Genomic DNA, 22,729 nt, shown 5'->3' with positions numbered 1-22,729 from the left:
ACGAACTGCGGTGTTCCGCTCGCGCCACCGCGACCCGCATCACCCGGCGCCGATCATCTCCTCGAGGCGGGCGATCGGGTCGTACCAGCCGAGGTCGAGGATGGCCGTCTGCACGGTCTTGTCGAAGCCCGTGATCACCGCGAGCCCGACGAGGATGAAGAGCACCCCGATCGTGCGCCGGAACCAGCCCTCGGGGTTCGCGAGCCAGCCGAGGCGCCGCACGAGCCCCCTGCCCAGGAGGGCGACCAGCAGGAGCATGCCGGCGAGCCCCGCCGCATATGCCAGTACGTAGCCGAGACCCTCGACGAACGACACCGGCAGCACGGCGGCCACGATGAGCGCGTAGGTCGGGCTGCAACTCGAGAACACCGGACCGAGTGCTGCGCCGGTCAGGATGTCGCCAGCGAAGCTGCGCCGTGACACCGAGCGGTCGAGCATCGCGCCGCTGCGCGCCTGCAGGCCGAGTGCCATCGAGATGCGGGCCCAGAACGCCGGCACGAGCAGGTCGATGCCGAGCAGGATGACGATCGCGCCCGAGATGGCCTGCCAGAACTGCGGGGGCACCCCGAGCAGCGCCGTCGTGGCCTTGAGCAGCAGGGTGAAGGCCACCACGCTCACTGCGAGCGATGCCGCGATGACGTACGGCCGCCAGCGGGCACGGTGGTCGACCTCGCCCGTGCTGCGCACCACCGAACCGCCGACGATGACGGGCAACAGCGGCAGCACGCACGGCGCCGCCACGGTGAGCACTCCGGCGGCGAGGCTGAGCAGCAGCGACGCGGTCATGGCTCAGGGCATCGCAGCGACGAGCGCGGCGATCGAGGGGTCCTCGTAGAGCACCGTGCTCGAGATCTTCTCCCCCGCGTCATCGACGAACACCACCGTGGTCTGCAACGTCACCTCGTACTGCTGGCGAAGGTCGGTGCGACTGTCGTAGTCGACCTTGAAGACGGTGAGGCCGTCCAGTGCGCCCTGAGCTCGGAGTTCTTCGTCGAGCGCGCGGCACTTGGGGCACCAACTCGCGTGGAAGAAGAGCACCTTGGCCCCCTCGGTGGCCGCGATGACGCCGTCGGCGTAGTCGAGATACGCGCCGGGCGCGACATCCGGGCCGGTCTGCGTGGCCTCCGTCGCGGCCGGGGATGTCGGCGATGGCGCCGACGCCATGGGCGTTGATGCGGGTTCGTCGGTGATGAGCGCCCCGTTCGACGCGCAGCCGGTGAGTGCGAGCATCGCGGTGAGGGCGACCAGGGTCAGTGCCGTGCGCATCCGGGGCCTTTCGATCGCGTTCGTGCGTCGCGCTCGTCGGCGCGACCGGTTCCACGGTAGCGGCGTCGACTCGCCGCGCACGCCGCGAGACCTTACGAACCCGTGACGCCGTCACCACCCGCCGCACGAGCCTTACGGAACGCGAACGGATGTCCGGAACCTTCCGATTGCCGGGGGGTGGCGACGTACGCTGTCAACGTGTCTCCCGCTGCGCCGTCCTCCGTCGGCAACGAAGACCTGGTGGGTCGTCGCGTACTCGTCGTCGATGACGACCCGACGGTCGCCGAGGTCGCTTCGAGCTACCTGCGCGCTTCGGGATTCGTCATCGACGAGGCCCGCGACGGATTCGCGGCACTGCAACTGGCCGAACGCATCGATCCCGACCTCGTGGTGCTCGACCGCATGCTGCCCGGCATCGACGGCATCGAGGTCTGCCGCCGGCTGCGTCACCGCTCGTCGGTGCCCGTGATCCTGCTCACCGCGCTCGGGTCCGAAGACGACCGCATCGCCGGGCTCGAGGCGGGCGCCGACGACTACCTCGCCAAGCCGTTCTCACCGCGCGAGCTCGTGCTGCGCGTGCAATCGGTGCTGCGGCGCTCGATCGACGAGTTCACGCCACAGTCCGTGCTCGAGTTCGGCGGGTTCCGGCTCGATCCCTCGGCCAGGGTCGCCACTCGCGCTGGCGCCGAGATCGCACTGACCTCTCGGGAGTTCGATCTCTTCGAGTTCCTGGCGAAGCATCCCAATCAGGTCTTCAGCCGCGAAGACCTGCTGCGCACGGTGTGGGGATGGACCTACGGCGACCTCTCGACCGTGACCGTGCACGTGCGGCGACTGCGCGAGAAGATCGAGCTCGACCCGCGCTCGCCGGCCCTGCTCACCACGGTGTGGGGGGTCGGCTACCGATTCACGACGGGCGGTGCCCCCGATGCCATGGTCTGACCTCCTCGCGATCGCCACGGTCGCACTCACCGCGAGCGCCATCGTCGGCGGTGCCGGCGTGCTCGTGCTGCTCGCCCTGCGACGATCCTCCCTCGTGCTGCAGGTCTGCGTGCTCGTGCTCGCCGCCGTCGGTGCGGTCGTGGCGAGCATGATCGGCGTGGCCAATGAGATGTACCTCTCCGAGCACGACCTGACCGTCGCCGTCGCCGTCGCCGCGGTCTCCGGCGTCGTCTCGCTCGTGCTCGTGACCGTGCTCGGCCTGCTGGTCGCCCGCAACTCGCGCGACCTCTCGGCGGCGGCGCGGCGCATCGGCGCCGGCGAACGCCTCGACACAGCCGGCCGCTCGACGAACAGCGAGCTGAACGCACTCGCCGAAGAGCTCGTCGCGACGAGCGCGAAGCTCACCGAGGCTCACGAACGCGAGCAACGCATCGACGCCTCGCGGCGCGAACTCGTTGCCTGGATCTCGCACGACCTGCGCACACCGCTCGCGGGTATGCGGGCCATGGCCGAGGCGCTCGAAGACGACATGGCGCCCGACGTCGATCGGTACCACCGCCAGATCCGCATTCAGGTCGACCAGCTCTCGACGATGGTCGACGACCTCTTCGAACTCTCGAAGATCGACTCCGACACACTGCGCCTCTCATTGAAGGAGGTCTCGCTCTACGACGTCGTGAGCGACACCGTCGCCGATCTGCGCCCGGTCTCGCGCGGCCGGGAGATCCGCGTCGATGCGCCCCTCGCCCAGGGTCTCGTGGTGATGGCCGATCCCCGCGAACTGTCACGGGCCATCGGCAACCTGCTGATGAACGCGATCCAGCACACGCCCGAGGACTCGGCGATCACGGTCGGGGTCGATGTCGTCGGCGAGAACGCGATCGTCTCGGTCATCGACACCGGCGGCGGCATCGCCGAAGAAGACCTGGAGCGGGTGTTCGACCCCGCCTGGCGCGGGTCGCACGCACGCACGCCGTCGCTCGAAGACGGCCGCTCGAGCGGGGCGGGTCTCGGCCTCGCCATCGTGCGCGGCATCATGCGCGCGCACCGCGGCGACGTGGCCGTGCGCAACGTGCCGGGCGGATGCCGCTTCGACCTGCTGCTGCCGAGGGAGACGCCGCTCGGCGCGTGACGGCGAAGGGGCCTCGCGTCACACCTCGATGGCGCCGCCGCGCTCCTGCAGGTAGCGCCGCAGGGTGAGTTCGGGGTCGGATGCCTGGCGCGCACGATAGCCGGTGAAGTCGAGCTGCTCGCGCAGGCTCGCACCACCACGCATCCGCTCGGCCTGCGCCGTCTCGGTGACCTGGATGGCGCGGGCGAGCTCGACGAGTTCGCCGACTCGATCGGCCGGAACGACGAGCACACCGTCGTCGTCGGCGAACACGTGATCGGCCTCGGTGACCGGCACCCCGTCGAGCACGGCGCTCGGCATGCGCCGCCCGGCGGGCGGCACTCGACGGGGGCCGTAGGGGCAGGCGCCGAGGCTGAAGACGGGCAGGCCGATCTCGAGCAGCTGCGCCGAGTCGCGGTGCAGCCCCCAGACGACGAGCGCCGCGAGGCCGGCGCGTTCGGCCTCGAGCACCATCAGGTCGCCGACGCAGGCCTCGTCGAGGCGACCGCCGTTGTCGACGACCATGACGTCGCCCGGCGACGCGTCGTCGATCGTCTCGAGCAGCACGTCGACGCTGCCGAGGTGCGTCACCGGGCGCGCCCGCCCGCTCGCGAGAGCGCCGGGCACGACGGCGCGCAGCGCCACCGGAGCGGGTCGCGCCTCGATGCCGAGCCGCAGTGCGGCATCGGCGATGGCCGCCGTGGGCGGAGTGGAAACGGATGCCGCAGCAGCGTGCATGGTCGAACCTCCCGAGTCGTTCGGTTCGAGTGTGGCACGCACGCACACACCTCGTTCAGTGCGAGCCCCCGGCCTCGCTCGTCACGGACCGGCGACGGCGCTGCTTCGCCTCGTGCTCGCGCCGCTCCTGGTCGGTCGGCGTGATGATCGCCGCGGCGATCGTGTGCGCGGCCACGAACTTCGCCATCTTCTGCGCCTGCTTGGCCTGCGCCTGCCGGCGCTTGATGGTCTTCGCGCGCGCCTTCGCCGCCTCAGCCCCGGTGGCCCCGGGCCGACCGGCAGCGCCGGCACGCCCGCCACCGACGGATGCCGTGACCCGCAGCGACATCCGCTCGAGCCGTGCGGCCGCCTTTCTCGCGCGTCGCTTCGCGCGCCGCGGCCGCTGCTGAACCTGCCGCTCGGCCCGCCGGATCTCGTCGTGGATCGACGCGGTCGCCCGATCGAGATCAGCTCTGGCGTCGCGCGAGAGCACCTTCGCGAGCTTGTGCGTCTCGGCTTCGGCCCGCTTGGCGGCGACGACGGCCGCGGCGGCTTCCCGCCGGCGGTCGCGAGCGACGCGTGATGCACCGCGGCTCACGATCGCCCCTCGTCGTCGATCAGCTCGAGCAGCTTCTTGGCCGCGTCGCGGATGTCGTCGTGGTCGTACTGACCGGCGCGGCTCTCGAGCGAGATGACGCCGCAGCGATGCACCTTCTTGAAGTCGCCATACGGAAAGCTGTACCGCTGCTTCGTGTCGCGGTCGTCATCGTCGTCGACGCCGAGGTACCACTTGCCGTAGTCGGTCCAGCCCTCGTCGTCGATGAACGCGTTCTCGTCGTCGGCGCTCGGGGCGTGCTCGCTCCAGGCGTCGCGCTCATCGCGCACGACCTTGCCGTCGCGCACGAGCGATCGCGCGTGACGCAGCGCCGTCTCGTTGAGCTTCACCGTCATGTCGTCTCTCCGTTCGCTTCGGAAGCTTCGCTTCGGAATCCGCCGGGGCGTGCGCGCGCAAGCACCGACATCTCCGGTCTACGAGAGTCGACCGATCACGTCAACGGGGTTGCGGCCGGCCGCCCGATCGCTCGGGTGCGCGCCCGGCCTCACGATCGCCGGCGGAGGTACTCGGCGACGACGACGCCCGAGTCGTAGGCGGTGGTCGCGACCGGCGCGAACCAGCGTGCCTCATAGGCGCCAGGGGCGAACAGCGGTATGCCGTCGCCGAGCAGCACGGGGTTGACCTTCAGCACGAGCCGATCGATCTCGTCGACGAGCGCCGCGGCGAGCGCCCCGCCGCCGCACAGCCAGATGTCGGCACCCGGCTCGGCCTTCAGCACGCGCACGACCTCGACCGGGTTCTCGGCGGTCGTCGTCACGCCCTCGCCCTCGGCCGTGCGGGTGCCCGAGAAGACGATCTGGCGAAGGTGAGAATACGGGCTGGTCATGCCGTAGGGCAGCCCGACGGCGTAGGTGTTCCAGCCCATGAGCACTGTGTCGAAGCTCGACGCCGGCTGCGTGATGCCGAGCGCCTCGGCGGCGACGGTCGGCGCCGCGTCGGGGAACCGCGCCAGCATGGCGTTCATGTGGTCGCCCTCGGCGAGGAAGGCGTCGAATTGACCGGCAGGGCCGGCGATGTAACCGTCGAGGCTGACGGCGGCGTAGTACACGAGTTCTCGCAAGTTGGTCCCATCCACGATTAATGTAGTGGTTGAAGACTACAACACACGTAGTGGTTTGCGCTACTCTGGACGCATGGCGCGAAACGACGAACGACGAGCCGCGATCGCCGACGCCGGGTTGCAGGTGCTCGCCCGCGACGGAGCGCGCGGTCTCACGCACCGCGCGGTCGACACGGCGGCCGGGGTGCCGGCCGGCACGACCTCGAACTACTTCCGCAGCCGCGACGCACTCATCGCCGGACTCGTCACGCGCATCGGCGAGCGCCTCGCCCCGACACCGGGCGACCTCGCGCAGCACGCCGATTCGCCGCCGAGCCGCGAGCTTTTCGCCGAGTACCTGCGCGACATCGTGCGCCGCCTCAGCCAGAACTCCGAGGTGGCGCTCGCCCTCTTCGAGCTGCGGCTCGAGGGCGCCCGCCGGCCCGAGATCGCCGAAGTGCTCACCGCGTGGCAGCGCACCGCGTTCGACGCCGACGTCGCCTTCAACGAGGCCGCCGGCCTGCCCGGTGGACGGCGCGACATCGCACTCTTCCACTACGCGATCGACGGCCTGCTCTTCGACCGGCTCACGTCGCCGATCGACCCCGGCACGCCGACCGACGAGATCGTCGACGCACTCGTCGAGCGCCTGCTGCCGGCGAGCTGATCGCGCACACAACCGGCACCACGAACACAGCGGATGCCCCGAGCCGCAGTGGCTCGAGGCATCCGCCGTTCGTGGACCGCGTCGGCTACGCCTGGGCGTTCGCCACCGCGAGCAGCTGCTCGACCTGCTCGCGCCCCACCGGCATGCCGGGGAACGATGCGAGCCGCCCGATCGGGAATGACGCCATCATCTTGAACATCGACGGATCGGCCATGAGCGCGCCGGCCGTGCTCCCGTCGGCACCGTCGCCGCCGGCGAACGCCTGCTGCACGATCGGCCCGGCAACCGGGTGCGCGAGGATCTCGCCGATCGAGGACTCCATCGTGAGCGGAATGCCCGCCGCGTCGCCGTCGACGGCCACCGAGACGGTCTGACGGATGTCGCGGCTCGACGCCCCGATCTCGACGATGTAGGTGCCGCCCTCGACGAGCCAGCGGTCGACCCGCGTGTCCCAGTACGCGAGGTCTTCGCGACGCACGTGCACCTCGACCTCGCGCGACTCCCCCGCGGCGAGCACGACCTTCGCGAAGCCCTTGAGCTCACGCGGCGCGCGGGTGACGGTGGATCCCGGCAGCGACGTGTACACCTGCACGACCTCGGCACCGTCGCGGCCGCCCGTGTTCGTCACGGTGATGCGAACGGTGACGCCGTCGGCCGCCGCGACCACCGAGGCATCCGCGTACTCGAAGCTCGTGTACGAGAGGCCGTGCCCGAACGGGAACGACACCTCGAGCTCGCGGGCGTCGTACCAGCGGTAGCCCACGAAGAGGCCCTCGCCGTATCGCACGTGACCGTGCTCGCCCGGGAAGTCGAGGTAGGCGGGGCTGTCGGCGAGCCGAACGGGAATCGTCTCGGCGAGCCGGCCCGACGGGTTCACGACGCCGTAGAGCACCTCGGCGACCGCGCCGCCGCCGGCTTGGCCGAGCAGCCAGCCCTCGACGATCGCGGGCACCTGCTCGGCGAGCGTCGAGAGGCGCACGACGCCGCCGTTCGAGAGAACGACGACCGTTCGCGGGTTCGCGGCGACGATGGCCTCGGCGAGCGCGAGTTGGGCCGCCGGCAGCTCGAGGTCGTCGCGGTCGAAGCCCTCCGACTCCTGCGCTGCGGGCACGCCGAGGAAGAGCAGCACGGTGTCGGCATCGGATGCCGCGGCCACCGCCTCGGCGGTGAGCTCGTCGGAGCCTTCGCCGTCGTCGCCGTAGCCGGCCGCGAAGGGAACCTCGGCGCCGGCGGCGCCGGCGAGCACGCGGATCTCGTCGAGCGCGGAGTCGAGCCGGGTCGGGTTGATGAGCGAGGAGCCGGCGCCCTGGTAGCGCGGCGTGCGTGCGAGTTCGCCGATCACGGCGACGGATGCGTCACGCGCGAGTGGCAGCACGGCACCCTCGTTCTTCAGCAGCACGATCGATGCACCTGCCGCCTCGCGGGCGAGCGCGTGGTGGGCGTCGACGTCGTAGCCCCCCTCGTTCCCTGAGCCCGTCGAAGGGCGCTGACCCGCGACCGCCTTCTGCACGAGCTCGACGGCGCGGCGAGCCGCGGTGTCGAGCACCGACTCGTCGAGCGATCCATTGCGCACGGCGGCGACGAGCTCGGCGTCGGTGCGGCCCTGCGAGGCGGGCATCTCGAGGTCGAGGCCGGCGGCCACGCCCGTGACCCGGTCGTTCACCGCGCCCCAGTCGGAGACGACGAGTCCGTCGAAGCCCCACTCGTCACGCAGCACGGAGTTCAGCAGCCACGGGTCTTCCGAGGTGTAGACGCCGTTCAGCCGGTTGTACGAGCACATGACCGTCCACGGCTGCTCGCTCTCGACCACGCGCTGGAAGCCGCGGAGGTAGATCTCGCGCAGCGGCCGCGGATCGATGTCGGCCGACACGCGCATGCGGTCGGACTCCTGGTTGTTGGCGGCGAAGTGCTTGAGCGACGCGCCGACGCCCTGCGACTGCAGGCCGCGCACGAGCGCCGAGCCGAGCACCCCCGACACGATCGGGTCTTCCGAGAGGTACTCGAAGTTGCGGCCGCACAGCGGCGAGCGCTTGATGTTGATGCCCGGGCCGAGCAGAACCGCGACGCCCTCGGCCTGCGACTCCTCGCCGAGCGCGATGCCGACGCGCTCGAGCAGGCCGGGGTCGAACGAGGAGCCGAGCGCGACGGCAGGCGGGAAGCACGTAGCCGGCACGCTGTCGGCGAGGCCGAGGTGGTCGCTGTCTTCGCGCTGCTTGCGTACGCCGTGCGGGCCGTCGGTCAGCATGATCGCGGGCAGTCCGACGCGCTCGACGGGCTTCGTGGTCCAGAAGTCGGCGCCGCTCGTGAGCGAGGCCTTCTCTTCGAGGGTGAGGTCGGCCACGATCTCCGCCGCGGGGCGATCGAGGACGGATGCCGCCGCATCCGTCGGGTTCAGGGTGTCGGTCATGATGCTCCTTCGTGTGCCGGTGATGTGATCCTCCGCCGGAAGAGGGGCTTTCCGTAGTCCGCGCGCAGCAGCGGCGCGAACGCCCACCACAGCACGAGGGTGGCTGACGCGCCGCCGACGATGCCGAAGACGGCGTCCGAGAACCAGTGCGCGTTGATGAGGGTGCGCTGCCAGATCATGCCGACGGCGATGGCGCCGCCGACGCTCCACCAGACGTTGCGCTTCGCCGCCGGCAGCAGGGCCGCCACGGCGACGAGCAGGATGCCGGCGCTCACGGCGTGCCCCGACGGGAACGAGCCGTGGTCGACCGAGAAGAGCGGGCCGAAGAGGCCGTTCGCGAGATCTTCGGCGGGCCGTGGCCGGTCGACGAGGTTCTTCGTGAGCTGCGAGACGACGAGACTGCCGCCGAACTCGGCGCTCAGGAAGAAGAGCGCCGAGCGCCAGCGCCCGACGATGAAGAGCCACGCCGGGATGAGCAGGATCGTCAGCACCGCCCCCGGCAGCTCGCCGAGGTACTGAAAGAACATCGGCACCGCCCAGCTCGCCTGCCCGACGCCGGGCCCGCTGCCGAAGGCCGACCGCCAGGCGTCGTCGAGGGGCTGGGTCAGAGGATGCTCGACGTCGGCCACGACTGCGAACGCGAAGAGCACGAAGAGGGCGAGGCCCGCGACTCCGGCGATCAGCAGGCCGCGGGGCCGGTGACGCGTCGGTGCAGCGGATGTCCCTGGCCCGCCGGCCACGGTCGGGCGAGCGCTCGGCGGGGCGGATGCCGCGGCGGCATCCGCCATCACTTCACCGCCTTGATCGGCCAGACGGCGAAGGCGCCGAGAATGGCGAGCACGATGCCGACCGGGAACAGGGCGGCGTACCCGCCGAAGGCGAGCACGATCGCACCGCCGATGGCCGGCGCGAGGGTCTGCGGCAGCGTGGCCGCGATGTTGACGACGCCGAGGTCCTTCGCGTACGAGTCCTTCGAGGGCAGCACCTCGCTCATGAGAGCCTGGTCGACCGACTGGAACATGCCGAAGCCGATGCCCGCGATCACGGTGAAGATGAGCCAGCCCGTGTATGTGGGCATGACGAGCGGCACGAGGAACGCGACGCCGACGATGACCGACGACGCGAAGACGAAGACCTTGCGACGGCCGAGCTTGTCGGAGAGCGGGCCGCCGACGAGCATCGCGGCGATCATGCCGACGAGGCTGAGCAGGCCGAAGATCGGGATGGCGGCCGCGGCGCCCTCCTCACCGAGGCCGATATAGTCGGCGAGGATGTAGAGCTGGAACCCGGTGACGGCGAAGTAGCCGGTGTAGAGCAACAGCCTCCCGGTGAAGGCCCAGAAGAAGTCGGGGTGCCTGACGGGGTTCACCCAGAACGTCGAGAGGAAGGCCCGCATCGAGAACGGCGGGTTCTGCTGCTCGCGGCTCGAGTGGTCGGGGTTGAAGACGACGAAGAGCACGATGACGATGAGGGCGAGCCCGGCGAGCAGCAGGTAGGCGGTCGGAATGCTCGATCGCAGCATGGAACCCGCGATCTGGCCACCGAGCGCACCGAGCATGGCGCCCATGCCGGCGAGCGCCGCGAAGGTGCCGCGAGCGGCACGCGGCACGCGGTCGGGCAGGATCGCGCTCAGCGGGCCCTGAGCGAAGTTGTAGGCGATCTGCACGATGATCCAGGCGATGGCGATCTGCACGAGCCCGTTCGCGAGCGCCATGCCCACGAGGGCGAGACCGCCGATGAGCACGCCCGCGACCATCCACGGCGCGCGGCGCCCGAACCTCGAGCGGGTGCGGTCGGAGATCATGCCCGCGAGGGGCTGCGCGAGCATCGCGGCGAACGCGGCGATCGTCGTGATGATCGTGAGGTTGGCGACCTTGTTCGCCGGGTCGATGCCCGCGATCTGGAGCGGCAGCAGCACCGTGGGGATCGCGCCCCAGAGGATGTAGATCGAGAGGTTCGCCGGAATGATCCAGCCGAGCAGTCGCTTGACCGTGCCGTGCACGAGCGGTCGTGGTTCATCGATTCCGTCGGGTTCGACGGTGGACGCGGGGGCAGACGCCATTGTCATGTGTGGTCCTTTCGGGGCCTCAACGGTGAGGCGGGTGGCAAAACCATACATCGCTCGGTTTTCATTCGCAACCACACTTCCGTACCATGCAGGTATGGCGGCACCACGAGGTTCGTACGCGAAGGGCATTGCGAAACGTGAGGAGATCCTCACGGCGGCGCTCGACGTGATCGCGCGCAACGGCTATCGCCGAACGAGCGTGCGCGAGCTCGCCGATGCGGTCGGACTCAGCCAGGCCGGGCTGCTGCACTACTTCGCGTCGAAGGAGGAGCTCTTCCAGGAGATCCTGCGCAAGCGCGACGACGTCGACATGGCCAGCTACGGCATCGACACCGAGCAGTCGATCGACGGCCTGCTCGCCCTCGTCGCCCACAACACCGACGTGCCAGGGCTCGTGCAGCTCTACGCGCAGGTCTCGACCGAGGCTGCAGGCGACCCCGCGCATCCCGCGCACGAGTTCTTCATCGCGCGGTACGGCACGATCAGGGGTGCGTTCGCCGAACTCATCCGCCGGGAGCAGGCCGCCGGCCGCGTGGGTGCCGACATCGATGTCGACAGCACGGCCGCCCTCCTCGTGGCGGCCACCGACGGCCTGCAGACGCAGTGGATGCTCGACCCCTCCTTCGACATGGTCGAGCACATCCGCAGCTTCTGGAACCTCGTCACGCGAAAGCCCTGAGGATGCCGCGGCCCAGCCTCGTCTCGGGCGACGTGCGCCGACACAACCTCACCGTCGTGCTCGAGCACATCGCGAGCACCGGGCCGAGCGCGCGCAGCGAGATCGCCGACGCGACCGGCCTCACGCGCGGCGCCGTCACCGCACTGGCGAGCGCACTCACCGAGACGGGCGTGCTGGTCGAGACCGACCCGGTCGCGAGCGGCAAGGGCCGGCCGATCACGCGGCTCGAGCTCGTGGCCGCCGACGTCGCCATCCTCGTCGGCCAGCTCGACGCCGATGTCGCCACCGCCGTGCTCACGACGCTCGCCGGCGACGAGCTGTTCCGCGTCTCTGCGCGCCACGGTCGCCCGATGGGCGCACCCGACGCGGTGCTCGACGTGCTCGCCGACGTCACGGGCGAGGCCCTCGAAGCAGCCGCCGAACTCGGCCGAGTCGTGGCCGATTCGAGCGTCGTCGTCTTCGCCCCCGTCGGCGGCGATCCGGCGGTCGTGCTCGCCGACACCGACCTCGGCTGGGGCGGCGTCGACGTGCTCGCCGCGCTGCGCCGGCGATTGCCGTCGCTGCCCGAGACGACCACCCTCGCCTCCGACGGCTGGCTCGCGGCCGGCGCCGAGCGCGCGCGGCTGCCCGGCATCGACGATCTCGTCTACCTGAAGAGCGACTCGGGCATCGGCGGCGCGATCGTCTCGGGCGGGCGCACGGTCGAGGGCGCCCACGGCGTCGGCGCAGCGCTCGGCCACCTCGCGCTGGTGCCCGACGGCGAGCGCTGCGCGTGCGGCCAGCGCGGTTGCCTCGTCACGGTCGCGGGGCCCGACGTGCTGCTCGGGCGGGCGGGTCTCAGCGGACTCATCAGCGAGCGGGGGCTTGCGGCAGCTCTCGAGGAGCTCTCTGCGCGCATCGCCGCCGGGGAGCCGGCCGCCAGCGCCGCCTGGCGCGATGCACTGCCCTGGATCGGCCGCACCCTCCAGGTGCTGTGTCTCGCCACCGACCCGGCCGCGATCGTGATCGGCGGATTCTGGGCGGCGCACACGAGCTCGATCGAGCGTGAGTTCCGCGCGAATCGACCGGCGATCGCGACACCGCCGGCCGCGGCATCCGCAGTGCCGATCGTCGTCGCCGGCCGACTGGGCGCCGACGCCGCCCTGGTCGGCGCGGTGCGCGCCGCCCGCGACCGCTTGCTCGCCGACCCGGGCCGGCTCGGCGTCTAGCCGCGCCCCGCCCCGCCCCGCCGCGCTGCCCGAGGACCCGTTCGGTGCTGGAGTGCCCGATGAGTGTGCATGTACGAACCTCCACCGCACATCGGGTACTCCCGCGCGCCCACCATCCGCCCCATTTAGTTCAACGGTTGAATTCCTGGCGGATTCCGCGCATACTCATTGCCGAGCGTCATTCGGTTTTCACTCCGGCGCCCTGCAGCACCACCCGGCCGTTCTCAACGAAGAGGAGCCCCGTTGTCCATCCAGCCCCCTGCCTCCAACGACCCGACCACCCTGGTCGCCCCGACCGGCGCGATCTCCGCCGCGGCGCCGATGCCCGGCGAAGCCCCGCAGAGCCCGCCGCCGACGCGGGCGCTGCTGCCCGGCATCCTCGCCACAGCACTCACGCTCTTCGCCACCTACGGCGGGCTGATCGCGATCCTGCTGCCCACCCAGATCGCGCTCCTCGATGAGCAGAACAAGGTCGCGAACCTCGCGATCGTGTCCACCGTGTCATTCGTCTTCACGCTCTTCGCGCAGCCCATCGTCGGTGCATTCAGCGACCGCACCCGCTCGCGCTTCGGCCGGCGCACGCCGTGGATGGTCGGCGGCGCCCTGATCGGCGGCGTCTTCCTGCTCGGCCTCGGCTCGCTCACCTCGCTCGTCTGGATCGCCGTGTTCTGGGTCATCATCCAGGTCTCGCTGAACGCGCTGCAGGGTCCGCTCAGCGCCCTCACGCCCGACCGCTTCCCACGCGAGAAGCGGGGCGCTGCGAGTGCCATGTTCGGCATCGGCTCGCAGATCGGCATGACCGTGGGCATCATGCTCGCGGGCGCACTCGCCGCGAACATCGGCGTGGGCTACTCGGCCTTCGGCATCGCGGTGATCGTGGTGACCCTGCTCTTCGTGCTCGTCAATCGCGACTGGTCATCGAAGGAAGCAGCGGTGCCGACTTGGAGCTGGAAGCAGTTCTTCGCCGGCTTCTGGATCAACCCCCGCAAGCACCCCGACTTCGCCTGGGCGTTCGCCGCCCGGTTCCTCCTCGTGCTCGGCTACTTCGTGGTCACCGCGTTCCAGCTCTACATCCTCACCGACTACATCGGCATGCCCCTCGGCGAGGCGCAGGGCGCGGTCGTCACGCTGACGCTCGTGGCGTTCGTGCCGACCCTCATCGCGATCGGCCTCTCGGGCTGGTGGAGCGACCGGATCGGCCGGCGCAAGGTGTTCATCTACGCGGCATCCGTGATCATGGTCGCCGGTCTCGCGGCACCGCTGCTCATGCCGAACATGACGGGCATGATCGTCATGAGCATCATCAACGGCGTCGGGTTCGGCCTGTACATGTCGGTCGATGCGGCCCTCATGACCGAGGTGCTGCCCGGTGGCGGCGCGGCCGCGGGCAAGGACCTCGGCATCCTGAATGTCGCCACCAACATTCCGCAGGCGCTGAGCCCGGCGATCGCGGGCGTCATCATCGCCTCGTTCGGCGGGTACCCCGTGCTGTTCGTGTTCGGTATCGTCGCAGTCATCGCCGCGGCGCTCGTTCTCATTCCCATCAAGAGCGTTCGTTAGGAGCACAGCGTGACCGACACCACCACCGCCGTCACCTTCGTCGAGGTCGACACCATCGCCGGCCGGGTTCGCGGCGCATGGCGCGGCGAACCGGGCGGCCCCGGGGCATCCGCCGCCTTCCTCGGCATCCCCTTCGCCGAGCCGCCCGTCGGCGAGCTGCGCTTCGCAGCGCCGGTGCCGCGCGCGCCATGGCCGGGTGTGCGAGATGCACTCGAGTACGGCGCGACCGCGCATCGCGACGACGCCGAGCCCACACTCATTCCCGAGCCGGCGATCCCGGGCGACTCGACGCTCAACGTCAACGTCTTCACCCCGGCCCCTGCCTCGGGCGCCGCGCTGCCGGTGCTCGTCTACATCCACGGCGGCGGCTACTTCGCGGGCTCCCCCGCGAGCCCTTGGTACGACGGTGCGGCGTTCAACCGCGACGGCGTCGTCACCGTGTCGATCTCGTACCGCCTCGGCTTCGACGGCTTCGGCTGGATCGAGGATGCCCCGCTCAACCGCGGCGTGCTCGACTGGCTACTCGCCCTCGAGTGGGTGCGCGACAACATCGCGGCGTTCGGCGGCGACCCGGCGCGAGTCACGATCGCAGGCCAGTCGGCTGGCGGCGGGGCGGTGCTCACGCTGCTCGGCATGCCCAGTGCGCAGCCGCTCTTCGCCGGCATCTACAGCATCTCGGGCGCGGCCGCCGACGTCACTCCCGCGCACGCCGAGGCATTCGGGCGCAAGCTCACGGCCCTCGGTGGCGTCGAGCCGACTCGTGCGGGGCTGTCGTCGCTGAGCGAAGAGCGCGTGTTCGAGTTGCAGCAGCAGCTCAGCGGCCCGCAGCCGGGCGGCACGCCGATGGAACTGCTGCAGGGCTTCATCGACGACGGTCTCAGCCTCGGCCCGGTGATCGACGGGCAACTGATTCCGCACGCGACCGTCGATGCGATCGCCGCCGGCATCGGGGCCGACAAGCCGCTCGTGCTCGGCACCGTCGACGACGAGTTCTCCATGATCCTCGATGAGGCGAAAGACAAGTTGCGCTGGGTGCCCGCCGCGCTCATGCTCGGCAAGGTCGGACTCACCGGCCCGGTGCGCCGGGAGTACCTCGCCGCCAATCGCGATGTTCGCAAGCGCGGCACGGCGGCTGTCGTCGGCCGGTACATCACCGACCGCATGTTCCGCACGCTCGCGCTGCGCATCGCGGAGGCGCGCGGGCCGGCGCCCACCTGGCTCTACCGCTTCTCGTGGCGTTCGCCCAAGTTCGGCAGCGCCGTGCACTGCCTCGACGTGCCGTTCTTCTTCGATTGCATCGGCGCCGACCGCATCGCCGCACTCGCGGGCGATCACCCGTCGCAGGCGCTCGCCGACGACGTGCACCGCGATGCCGTCGCGTTCGTGCGCGACGGCGCGCCGTCGTGGCCGAGGTTCACGGATGCCGCGGGCGAGACGCGCATCTTCGACCTGCCGTCGAGCGTCGCGGGCGACGGCTACGCGAGCGTGCGCCCGTTACTCGCGGGGTGAGGATGGCGGCGCGGGAATGATCGGCGCGGCGCCGAGCTTGCACCTCTCATGAGGGCACCGGATGCTGCGACCACCGCCGTGATCGAACGCTGTGCCGCGACCGCGGCCGCACTCGCCGACGGCACCGACGCCGCGGTGATCAGCGCCGTGCTCGAGCGCCTGCACTGGCGCGTGCTCGAGTTCGGGCACCGTGAGCTCGCGGCGGGCGAGGCAGTGCACGATGCCGCCCGGCCCGGCATCCGCTTCCACTACGTCGCGTCGGGCGCACTCGAACTCCGGCGCTCGGGCGACGACCCCCTCAGCATGCAGGCCGGCGACTTCGTGCTCCTCCCCGACGGCGGCGAGGCGCATCAGCACGCGACCACGGCGACGATGCTGCTGAGCGGCTCGCTCGCCCTCGACGGCGGTGACGCGATCGTCGCCGAGGCGATGCCGCGGGTGCTCTTCACGTGCGGATTCCGCGTGCACGAGCCGATCTTCGCGTCGCTGCTCGATACGATGCACCGCGAGTCGTCGAGCGGTCGGCCGGGCAGTGGATCGGTCATCGAGCGACTCGCCGACATCGTGGCATCCGCTGCCGTGCGCATCTGGCTCGAGCGCGGCTGCGGCGACGCGCGCGCCTGGCTCGCGCCCGCCCGCGATCCGCATCTCGGGCGTGCGCTCGATGCGATCCACGACGATCCGGGTTCGCCCTGGACCGTCGAGTCCCTCGCGCGCCTCGCGAGCGCCTCGCGTTCGCAGTTCGCCGAGCAGTTCAAGGACGCCGTCGGCGACACCCCCGCGCGCTACCTCACGCGAGTGCGCATGGAGCGAGCCGAGGGGATGCTCCGCACCGGGGCATCCGTCACCGACATCGCCTACCAGCTCGGCTACGAGAGCGACGCCGGATTCAGCCGGGCCTTCCGACGCTACGCCGGCGTCGCTCCGAGCCGCTGGCGGCTCAGCGCTTCCGTGCCGAGCTGAGCACACCCGCACCGAGCACCGCGGCGATGCCGCCGCCGATGAGCGCCGCCTGCACGCCGACCGAGTCGACGAGCAGCCCGCCGACCGCCGCACCGATCGTGATGGCGATCTGGAACGCCGCGACGACGAGCCCGCCGGCGCTCTCGAGCCGGTCGGGAGCGACCCGCGCGATCCAGGTCTGCACCATCGTCGGCACCGCGCCGAAGCCCACACCCCAGACGAACACCGTCACGATGGCGAGCGCGAGGTTCGAGCCGAGGAGCGCAAACAGCACGGTGGCCGCGCCGATCGCGACAGGCGCCGCGATCACGAGCACCGAGAGGCGCCGGTCGGCGATCGGTCCGGCGGCGAGGTTGCCGATGAAGTTCGCGAGACCGTAGACGACGAGGAGCAGGGCGAGCAGTGCCGGGGTGAGCCCGTCGACAGATTCGAACGCGGGCCGCAGGTAGGTGAAGCCCATGAAGTGCCCGCCCGCGATGAGCGTGATCGCGAGGATGCCGAGGGCGACGACCGGGCGGCGCGCGGTCTGCAGCAGGGTGCGGAAACCCGGCGCACCGGTCGGCGGGATCGACGGCAGCGTCGCGAGTTGCGCGGCGAGCGTGAGCACCCCGGCGCCAGCGGCGATCAGGAACACTGCGCGCCAGCCGAGCAGCTCACCGAGGAACGCGCCGGCGGGCACCGCCGCGATCGTCGCGAGCGAGACGCCCGCGTTCACGACCGTCATCGCGCGGCCCAGGCGATCGGACGGCACGAGCTGCGCCGTGACGGCGAGCGACATGGCCCAGAAGCCCGAGATCGCGATGCCGAGCAGCAGCCGCGAGGCGAGCATGAGGCCGAACACCGGCGACAGCGCGACGAGCACGTTCGAGATGATCGCGAGCGTCGTGAGCCCGGCCATGACCCAGCGGCGGTTCACGCGCGGCAGGCCCGAGACGACGAGCGGGCCGCCGATGATGCCGATGATGCTGGTCGCGGTGACGAGCTGGCCGGCGGCGCCCTCGGAGATGCCGAGTTCGGCGGCGATCGGCGAGAGCAGGCTCGCCGGCAGGAACTCGCTCGCGACGAGCGTGAAGATGCCGAGCCCGAGCGAGACGACCGCGAGCCAGGCGGCCCGGGGCACCGGGGCCGGCGCGGTCTCGTTCGCAGACGCGGACGAGGATGCGGACGACTCCGGGGTGGTGAGCGTATTCGACGACATGGAGCTCCTTCTGGTCTGCTCCAAGCCTCACGCGACGAGCCGCAGCTCACCCGACCGATCGTCGCCGCGACCCGACCGATGCTCCGCGATCGAACCGGAGGCAGCGGCCGTCAGCTTCGCGACGGCTTCGTGGCCGGGTCGTCGGGCACGACCGGCTTCGGCACGCGGTGTCCGAACCGGCTGCGGATGCCCCAACCGGTGACGCGCAGCATCGCCTCCACGACGATGCCAGCGCTCATCTTCGAGCGGCCGCGCTCGCGCTCGACGAACGTCACGGGAACCTCGACGACCGTGAGCCCGGCTTCACGCGCGTGCCACAGCATGTCGACCTGGAATCCATAGCCGCGCGTGTGCACATCGTCGAGGCGGATGCGCCGCAGCGCGCCGGCACGGAACGCCCGGTATCCCGCCGTGGCATCCCTCGTCAGCAGTCGCAGCACCCATCTCGCATAGGCGCTGCCGCCGCGCGAGAGCAGCTGCCGGTGACGGGGCCAGTTCTCGATGGAGCCGCCGTCGATCCACCGCGATCCGATCACGAGGTCGACCGGGCCGGCGAGCGCGTCGAGCAGGCGCGGCAGTTGCTCGGGCAGGTGCGAACCGTCGGCGTCCATCTGCACGATCGGGTCGAACCCCTCGGCGAGCGCCCACGCGAAGGCGTCGAGGTAGGCGGCACCCAGGCCGTTCTTCTCGGTGCGGTGCAGCACGCGCACCGAGGCATCCGCTGCGGCCAATTCGTCGGCGAGCACGCCGGTGCCGTCAGGAGACGAGTCGTCGACGATGAGCACGGATGCCGCAGGCACCGCCGCCCGTACGCGGGCCACGATCGCAACGATGTTCTCGCGCTCGTTGTAGGTGGGGATGACCACCAGCGGTCGGGGCAATCCGCTCTCCGTGCTTCTCGGGATGGGCGTCGGGGTTACTCGGGATGGCGCGCCGGGCTGCTCGGCGCGAGCCATGGGCTCTCCGGCATCGTAGCGGGACGAGCCTTCCCCACACGGTATGCCAGTTCCGCCTCATCGATGAGGCAGAACTGGCATACCGTCGAAGCAGAGCGCACGCCCGAATTCGACGCCGCCCCAGTAAAAGCGCTCAGCGCACCCCGGCCATGAGCTTCAGCACGCCCCGGCTGCCGAGTGCGAGCCCGGCGCCGAGGAGGATCGCGATGCCGCCGAGCACGCCGAAGTAGACGATCTCGTTGTCGGCCGAGTAGAAGGTCGCGAGCTGTCCCGAGATCGCCGTGCCGAGCGAGACCGACAGGAAGAAGAGCGCCACCATCTGGGTGTGGAAGACCTTCGGTGCGAGCTTGGTCGTCACCGAGAGCCCGACCGGTGACAGCAGCAGTTCGGCGACGGTGAAGACGAAGAGGATGCCGACGATCGCGAGCAGCGGCGTCGAGTTGGCACCGCCGCCGGCGAACGGGATGAACAGCAGGAACGCGACACCCATGATCGCCGTGCCGAGCGCGAACTTGATCGGCGTCGACGGCTGGCGGGTGCCGAGCTTCGTCCAGATCGCCGCGAAGACGCCCGACAGGATGATGATGAAGATCGGGTTGATCGACTGCACCCACGAGATCGGCATGGTCCAGCCGAAGAGGTCGCGGTTCAGCTGCTCGTCGGCGTAGATCGTGAGCACCGTGAACTGCTGCTGATAGAGCGACCAGAACGCCACACTCGCGACGAAGAGCGGAATGAACCCTACGACCCGGCTGCGCTCGATGCCCGAGATGCGCCGGCTCGAGAGGATCACGATGAAGTACGCCACCGCGGCGACGACGACCGCGCCGATCACCCACGTGACGAGGTTGGTCGCCGTGATGAGACCGGTGAGCACGAGCACGACGATGACCACCACGGATGCCACGGCGACACCGATCATGAGTCCGATGCGATCGCGGGGCAGCGGGTTCGGCACCACGGATGCCTCGGGCGGCAGGCTCTTGCGACCGAAGGAGTACTGGATGAGGCCGAACGCCATGCCGACTGCGGCGAGGCCGAAGCCCCAGTGGAAGCCCGCCTCCTGCTGCAGCAGTCCGGTGAGGATCGGGCCGAAGAACGCGCCGAGGTTGATGCCGAGGTAGAAGATCGAGAACCCGGCATCGCGGCGCGGGTCGTCTTCGGAGTACAGGGTGCCGACGACGCTCGTGGCGTTCGCCTTGAGACCGCCCGAGCCGAAGGCGACGAGCACGAGGCCGACGCCGACACCGAGGAACCCCGGGATGAGTGCGAGGGCGATGTGCCCGGCCATGATGACCATGGCGCTGTAGAAGAGCACCTTCTCGCTGCCGAGCAACCGGTCGGCGATCCACGCGCCGAGGATCGTGGAGAGGTACACCCCTCCGCCGTACGCCCCGACGATGCCCGCGGCCTCCGCCTGGTTCATACCGAGGCCGCCATCGGCGACCGAGAAGTACAGGTAGATCAGCAGGATGCCCTGCATGCCGTAGAAGCTGAAGCGCTCCCACATCTCGACGCCGAAGATGTGCACGAGTGATCGCGGCTGCCCGAAGAAGCCGTGGTCGCCCCGAGTGTCGCGCGACGGGTCACCGTCGCCGGTTCCCCTCGGCTCGGGCGGCCCGTACTCCCCCGGGGCAGGTTCGGTGACGCTGCCCATGCCGGTCACCCTACTCCCCGGCGAGCCGGCGCATCGGGAATCAGCGGCGTTTCCACCTGAAGGAGGAGACCGCGAGGACGGCGACGAAGAGGATCAGCGCGGGAAGAACGGTGCCCGCGGCGGCCGACGCCGCGAGTCCCGCGAGAGCCGCGAAGATCAGCCCGTCTACAGCCCAGAGCACCCGGTTGAGCGCGGCGGCATCGCCCGCCGGCGTCGGGATCGGCACGAGCAGCGCGATGGGGAGCGGCGGCTTGAGCGCATTCATCACTCGGATCGCGACCACGCTGACGGCGAGCGCAAGCGCCGCCGCGATCGCGGTCCAGGTGGCCGTCGGGGCGAGGACGGAGAATCCGATCGCGCCGATCGTGACCGCGACGATCGTGACGAGGATCGGGAAGAGGACATGCGCAGCCAGCATCGCGAGGTCGCTCAGTCCGTAGAGCGGGAGTGCTGCCGCGGCCTCGATGGCGTGCCGGATGCCGTCGCTGACCGCCCCGACCGCCGCGTACGCCACGAGGCCGGCTGCTGCAGACAGCATCCACGCGGTTGGGACGGCAGTGGCGGCGAGCGTGACCAGTGCACCACAGCACACGAGCCCGATGACGCTCGTCGTGAGCCGTGGCGGCGTTCGAATCGCAGCGCGCGCGTCGCGAACGAACACCACCAGCGCGAGCAAGGGCGCCCCCCGAATGGCGAACCTGGACCGGCCGCGCCGTGGGAGCGGTTGGTAGGTGGCCGCTGAGGCGGAGAAGTCGAGGGTTCCGGCGTGCAGGCGCACACTCGCCCACTGACGGGATTGACGGACGACAGTTGCGGGGTTCAGTCGCGCAGTGAGTCTCGGCGTCAGCGCGAGGCCGAGCGCCGCCAGGCCCATGAGCGCGAATGCGGGGCCCGGTTCCCCTGCCCGCGCGTACGCCGCCATCACCCAGCCGACCGGGCTGAACACCCACGACGAGGGAAGGGTCACCGCCGCCACGAGCGACGTCGTCACCACCCCGACGCCGACGGCCAGCGCGCGGTCGCCGGCGCACTGACCGACGAGCCAGAGGACTGCTGCGAGAGCACCGCACGCCGCTCCCGCCAGCACCGCCGCTGACCCGCCGACTCCCGTCAGGGCGCCTGCCGTGTTCCACGCGAGGGAGAGGCATCCTGCGACGGCCGCGCCGATGGCGCTGCTCACACCCACGGTGATCGACACCGTACGCGCGAACGCCGTGCGCTGAGGAATCGGGCCGCCGGTGAGCACGTGAGCGAGGAAGGGCTCGAAGACGACGGGCCCACGCACATGACCGGCGACGAGTGCGACGACCCAGACCGATGCGACGACGACACCGGCGATCGGTGCGGCGGTCGTCGGCGCGACGGCCGCGGCGAGCGCAGCGTCGGTCGCCACGAGCCAGACCCCGCGCACGAGCGGTGCGATCGTCACCAGGGCGATCATGATGACGAGATACACGGTGTACGACGCCTCGGCGAGCGATCGATCGTGCCGGCTGCGCCACACCGCCAGCACCGTTCGCATGGGGTCGGTCACGCCGCCTCCGCGAGGTGCACCGGCGTCGCCTGCAGTTCGGTCACGACCCGATCGTCGTGAGTGGCGACGATGACCGTCGCGCCGTCTCGCTGGCGGCCCCGAAGGAGACGGAGCACGCCGCCGAGGCGGTCCTGATCGAGCCGTTGCTCCGGTTCATCGAGCACGATGACCTCACTCGGGCGCACCAGCGTCACGGCAAGACCGGCCAATTGCGTCTGGCCAGACGAGAGTTCGTGTGGAAAGCGGTCGACCAGTCGCGCGAGCCCGAGCTGATCGAGCACCTCCTCGGCCGCCGCGCGCGACGCTTCGACGCTCCACCCCCATGTCGCGCCTACGAGCGTCGCGTGCTCGCGGAGCGTGAGATCGCGCGCGAACGGAGGCAGCCCGATCATGCCGGCGATGCGCGCACGGAACGCCGGCTCGCGCGGGTCGGGCACGCTGCCGTTGACCGTGACCGTTCCGGTCGATGGCGAGAGCTGCCCCGTCAACAGCCGAAGCAATGTGGTCTTGCCCGAACCGTTCGCACCCCGGATCGCGACGACGTCGCCACGGCGCGCCTGCAGCGTCACCGGGTTGAGCATCGTGACGCCGTCGACCGCGACGCTCGCACCGATGACTTCGATCACGGATCC

22 protein-coding genes are annotated in these 22,729 nt (G+C 70.6%); 8 read left to right on the top strand and 14 right to left on the bottom strand.

Annotated elements, in window-relative coordinates:
* Window positions 1-39: 39 nt before the first annotated feature.
* Window positions 40-786 carry a cytochrome c biogenesis CcdA family protein gene (locus H521_RS0100230; protein ID WP_022891021.1) on the bottom strand — a complete coding sequence of 249 codons (747 nt, stop codon included), beginning with the start codon at window positions 784-786 and terminating at the stop codon, window positions 40-42.
* Between the two features lie 3 nt (window positions 787-789).
* Window positions 790-1,266 (bottom strand): thioredoxin family protein, encoded by a 477-nt coding sequence (locus H521_RS0100225; protein WP_022891020.1) that lies wholly within the window; start codon window positions 1,264-1,266, stop codon window positions 790-792.
* A gap of 198 nt (window positions 1,267-1,464) precedes the next feature.
* Here H521_RS0100225 and H521_RS0100220 point away from each other — a divergent pair, with 198 nt between their 5' ends.
* Together H521_RS0100220 and H521_RS0100215 are read left to right on the top strand one after the other, a co-directional pair.
* Window positions 1,465-2,208 carry a response regulator transcription factor gene (locus tag H521_RS0100220; protein ID WP_051159139.1) on the top strand — a complete coding sequence of 248 codons (744 nt, stop codon included), beginning with the start codon at window positions 1,465-1,467 and terminating at the stop codon, window positions 2,206-2,208.
* Window positions 2,195-3,340, top strand: coding sequence for a sensor histidine kinase (locus H521_RS0100215; RefSeq protein ID WP_022891018.1), 1,146 nt, complete (start codon window positions 2,195-2,197; stop codon window positions 3,338-3,340). Before H521_RS0100220 ends, H521_RS0100215 begins: the two co-directional genes overlap by 14 nt.
* Before the next feature lie 18 nt (window positions 3,341-3,358).
* Here the strand turns inward: H521_RS0100215 and H521_RS0100210 are convergent, their stop codons facing one another.
* From H521_RS0100210 to H521_RS0100195, 4 genes are all read right to left on the bottom strand, one after another.
* The gene (locus tag H521_RS0100210; RefSeq protein WP_026481721.1) at window positions 3,359-4,057 is read right to left on the bottom strand and encodes an RraA family protein; all 699 of its coding nucleotides are present in this window, start codon (window positions 4,055-4,057) and stop codon (window positions 3,359-3,361) included.
* A gap of 55 nt (window positions 4,058-4,112) precedes the next feature.
* The gene (locus tag H521_RS0100205) at window positions 4,113-4,634 is read right to left on the bottom strand and encodes a hypothetical protein (protein ID WP_022891016.1); all 522 of its coding nucleotides are present in this window, start codon (window positions 4,632-4,634) and stop codon (window positions 4,113-4,115) included.
* Complete coding sequence (locus tag H521_RS0100200) at window positions 4,631-4,987, bottom strand: hypothetical protein (RefSeq protein ID WP_022891015.1); 357 nt, start codon at window positions 4,985-4,987, stop codon at window positions 4,631-4,633. Before H521_RS0100200 ends, H521_RS0100205 begins: the two co-directional genes overlap by 4 nt.
* Before the next feature lie 149 nt (window positions 4,988-5,136).
* Window positions 5,137-5,727 carry a dihydrofolate reductase family protein gene (locus H521_RS0100195; protein ID WP_342663043.1) on the bottom strand — a complete coding sequence of 197 codons (591 nt, stop codon included), beginning with the start codon at window positions 5,725-5,727 and terminating at the stop codon, window positions 5,137-5,139.
* A 58-nt stretch (window positions 5,728-5,785) separates the two neighbouring features.
* On the opposite strand from H521_RS0100195, the gene H521_RS0100190 reads away from it, so the two are divergent.
* A complete protein-coding gene (locus H521_RS0100190) occupies window positions 5,786-6,358 on the top strand; it encodes a TetR/AcrR family transcriptional regulator (protein WP_022891013.1) in 573 nt (190 codons plus the stop codon).
* An 85-nt stretch (window positions 6,359-6,443) separates the two neighbouring features.
* Here the strand turns inward: H521_RS0100190 and H521_RS0100185 are convergent, their stop codons facing one another.
* The 3 genes from H521_RS0100185 to H521_RS20510 are packed head-to-tail and all read right to left on the bottom strand — an operon-like array spanning window position 6,444 to window position 10,827.
* Window positions 6,444-8,765: a glycoside hydrolase family 3 C-terminal domain-containing protein gene (locus H521_RS0100185; protein ID WP_022891012.1), complete on the bottom strand. Its 2,322-nt coding sequence runs from the start codon at window positions 8,763-8,765 to the stop codon at window positions 6,444-6,446.
* Window positions 8,762-9,553: a phosphatase PAP2 family protein gene (locus H521_RS24745; protein WP_022891011.1), complete on the bottom strand. Its 792-nt coding sequence runs from the start codon at window positions 9,551-9,553 to the stop codon at window positions 8,762-8,764. Before H521_RS24745 ends, H521_RS0100185 begins: the two co-directional genes overlap by 4 nt.
* On the bottom strand, window positions 9,553-10,827 hold the full coding sequence (locus H521_RS20510; protein ID WP_022891010.1) for an MFS transporter: 1,275 nt from the start codon (window positions 10,825-10,827) through the stop codon (window positions 9,553-9,555). The genes H521_RS24745 and H521_RS20510 overlap by 1 nt, the downstream gene beginning before the upstream one ends.
* A gap of 100 nt (window positions 10,828-10,927) precedes the next feature.
* Here H521_RS20510 and H521_RS0100170 point away from each other — a divergent pair, with 100 nt between their 5' ends.
* The 5 genes from H521_RS0100170 (at window position 10,928) to H521_RS20505 (ending at window position 16,752) form a co-directional block, all read left to right on the top strand.
* Window positions 10,928-11,512 carry a TetR/AcrR family transcriptional regulator gene (locus H521_RS0100170; RefSeq protein ID WP_022891009.1) on the top strand — a complete coding sequence of 195 codons (585 nt, stop codon included), beginning with the start codon at window positions 10,928-10,930 and terminating at the stop codon, window positions 11,510-11,512.
* A 2-nt stretch (window positions 11,513-11,514) separates the two neighbouring features.
* Entirely contained in the window at window positions 11,515-12,720 is a 1,206-nt protein-coding gene (locus tag H521_RS0100165) for an ROK family transcriptional regulator (protein ID WP_022891008.1), read from the top strand.
* A gap of 243 nt (window positions 12,721-12,963) precedes the next feature.
* Window positions 12,964-14,280 (top strand): MFS transporter, encoded by a 1,317-nt coding sequence (locus H521_RS0100160; protein WP_022891007.1) that lies wholly within the window; start codon window positions 12,964-12,966, stop codon window positions 14,278-14,280.
* Window positions 14,281-14,289: 9 nt separating this feature from the next.
* Window positions 14,290-15,789 carry a carboxylesterase/lipase family protein gene (locus H521_RS0100155; RefSeq protein WP_022891006.1) on the top strand — a complete coding sequence of 500 codons (1,500 nt, stop codon included), beginning with the start codon at window positions 14,290-14,292 and terminating at the stop codon, window positions 15,787-15,789.
* A 48-nt stretch (window positions 15,790-15,837) separates the two neighbouring features.
* A complete protein-coding gene (locus tag H521_RS20505; RefSeq protein ID WP_022891005.1) occupies window positions 15,838-16,752 on the top strand; it encodes an AraC family transcriptional regulator in 915 nt (304 codons plus the stop codon).
* On the opposite strand, the gene H521_RS20500 is transcribed toward H521_RS20505, so the two are convergent.
* The 5 genes from H521_RS20500 to H521_RS0100125 all read right to left on the bottom strand — a co-directional run bounded on the left by H521_RS20500 (window position 16,730) and on the right by H521_RS0100125 (window position 22,723).
* Entirely contained in the window at window positions 16,730-17,950 is a 1,221-nt protein-coding gene (locus H521_RS20500; protein WP_022891004.1) for an MFS transporter, read from the bottom strand. The two genes, H521_RS20505 and H521_RS20500, sit on opposite strands and share 23 nt — an antisense overlap.
* A 110-nt stretch (window positions 17,951-18,060) precedes the next feature.
* Window positions 18,061-18,831, bottom strand: coding sequence for a polyprenol monophosphomannose synthase (locus H521_RS20495; RefSeq protein WP_022891003.1), 771 nt, complete (start codon window positions 18,829-18,831; stop codon window positions 18,061-18,063).
* A gap of 208 nt (window positions 18,832-19,039) precedes the next feature.
* Window positions 19,040-20,563 (bottom strand): peptide MFS transporter, encoded by a 1,524-nt coding sequence (locus tag H521_RS0100135; protein ID WP_022891002.1) that lies wholly within the window; start codon window positions 20,561-20,563, stop codon window positions 19,040-19,042.
* Window positions 20,564-20,603: 40 nt separating this feature from the next.
* The gene (locus H521_RS0100130) at window positions 20,604-22,097 is read right to left on the bottom strand and encodes a hypothetical protein (RefSeq protein WP_040423447.1); all 1,494 of its coding nucleotides are present in this window, start codon (window positions 22,095-22,097) and stop codon (window positions 20,604-20,606) included.
* Window positions 22,094-22,723, bottom strand: coding sequence for an ABC transporter ATP-binding protein (locus H521_RS0100125; protein WP_026481718.1), 630 nt, complete (start codon window positions 22,721-22,723; stop codon window positions 22,094-22,096). Before H521_RS0100125 ends, H521_RS0100130 begins: the two co-directional genes overlap by 4 nt.
* Window positions 22,724-22,729: the final 6 nt, after the last annotated feature.

Source organism: Agromyces subbeticus DSM 16689 (assembly GCF_000421565.1).
In the GTDB taxonomy this organism is placed as follows: Bacteria; Actinomycetota; Actinomycetes; order Actinomycetales; family Microbacteriaceae; genus Agromyces; species Agromyces subbeticus.
This window is presented reverse-complemented; position numbering and strand designations above follow the sequence as displayed.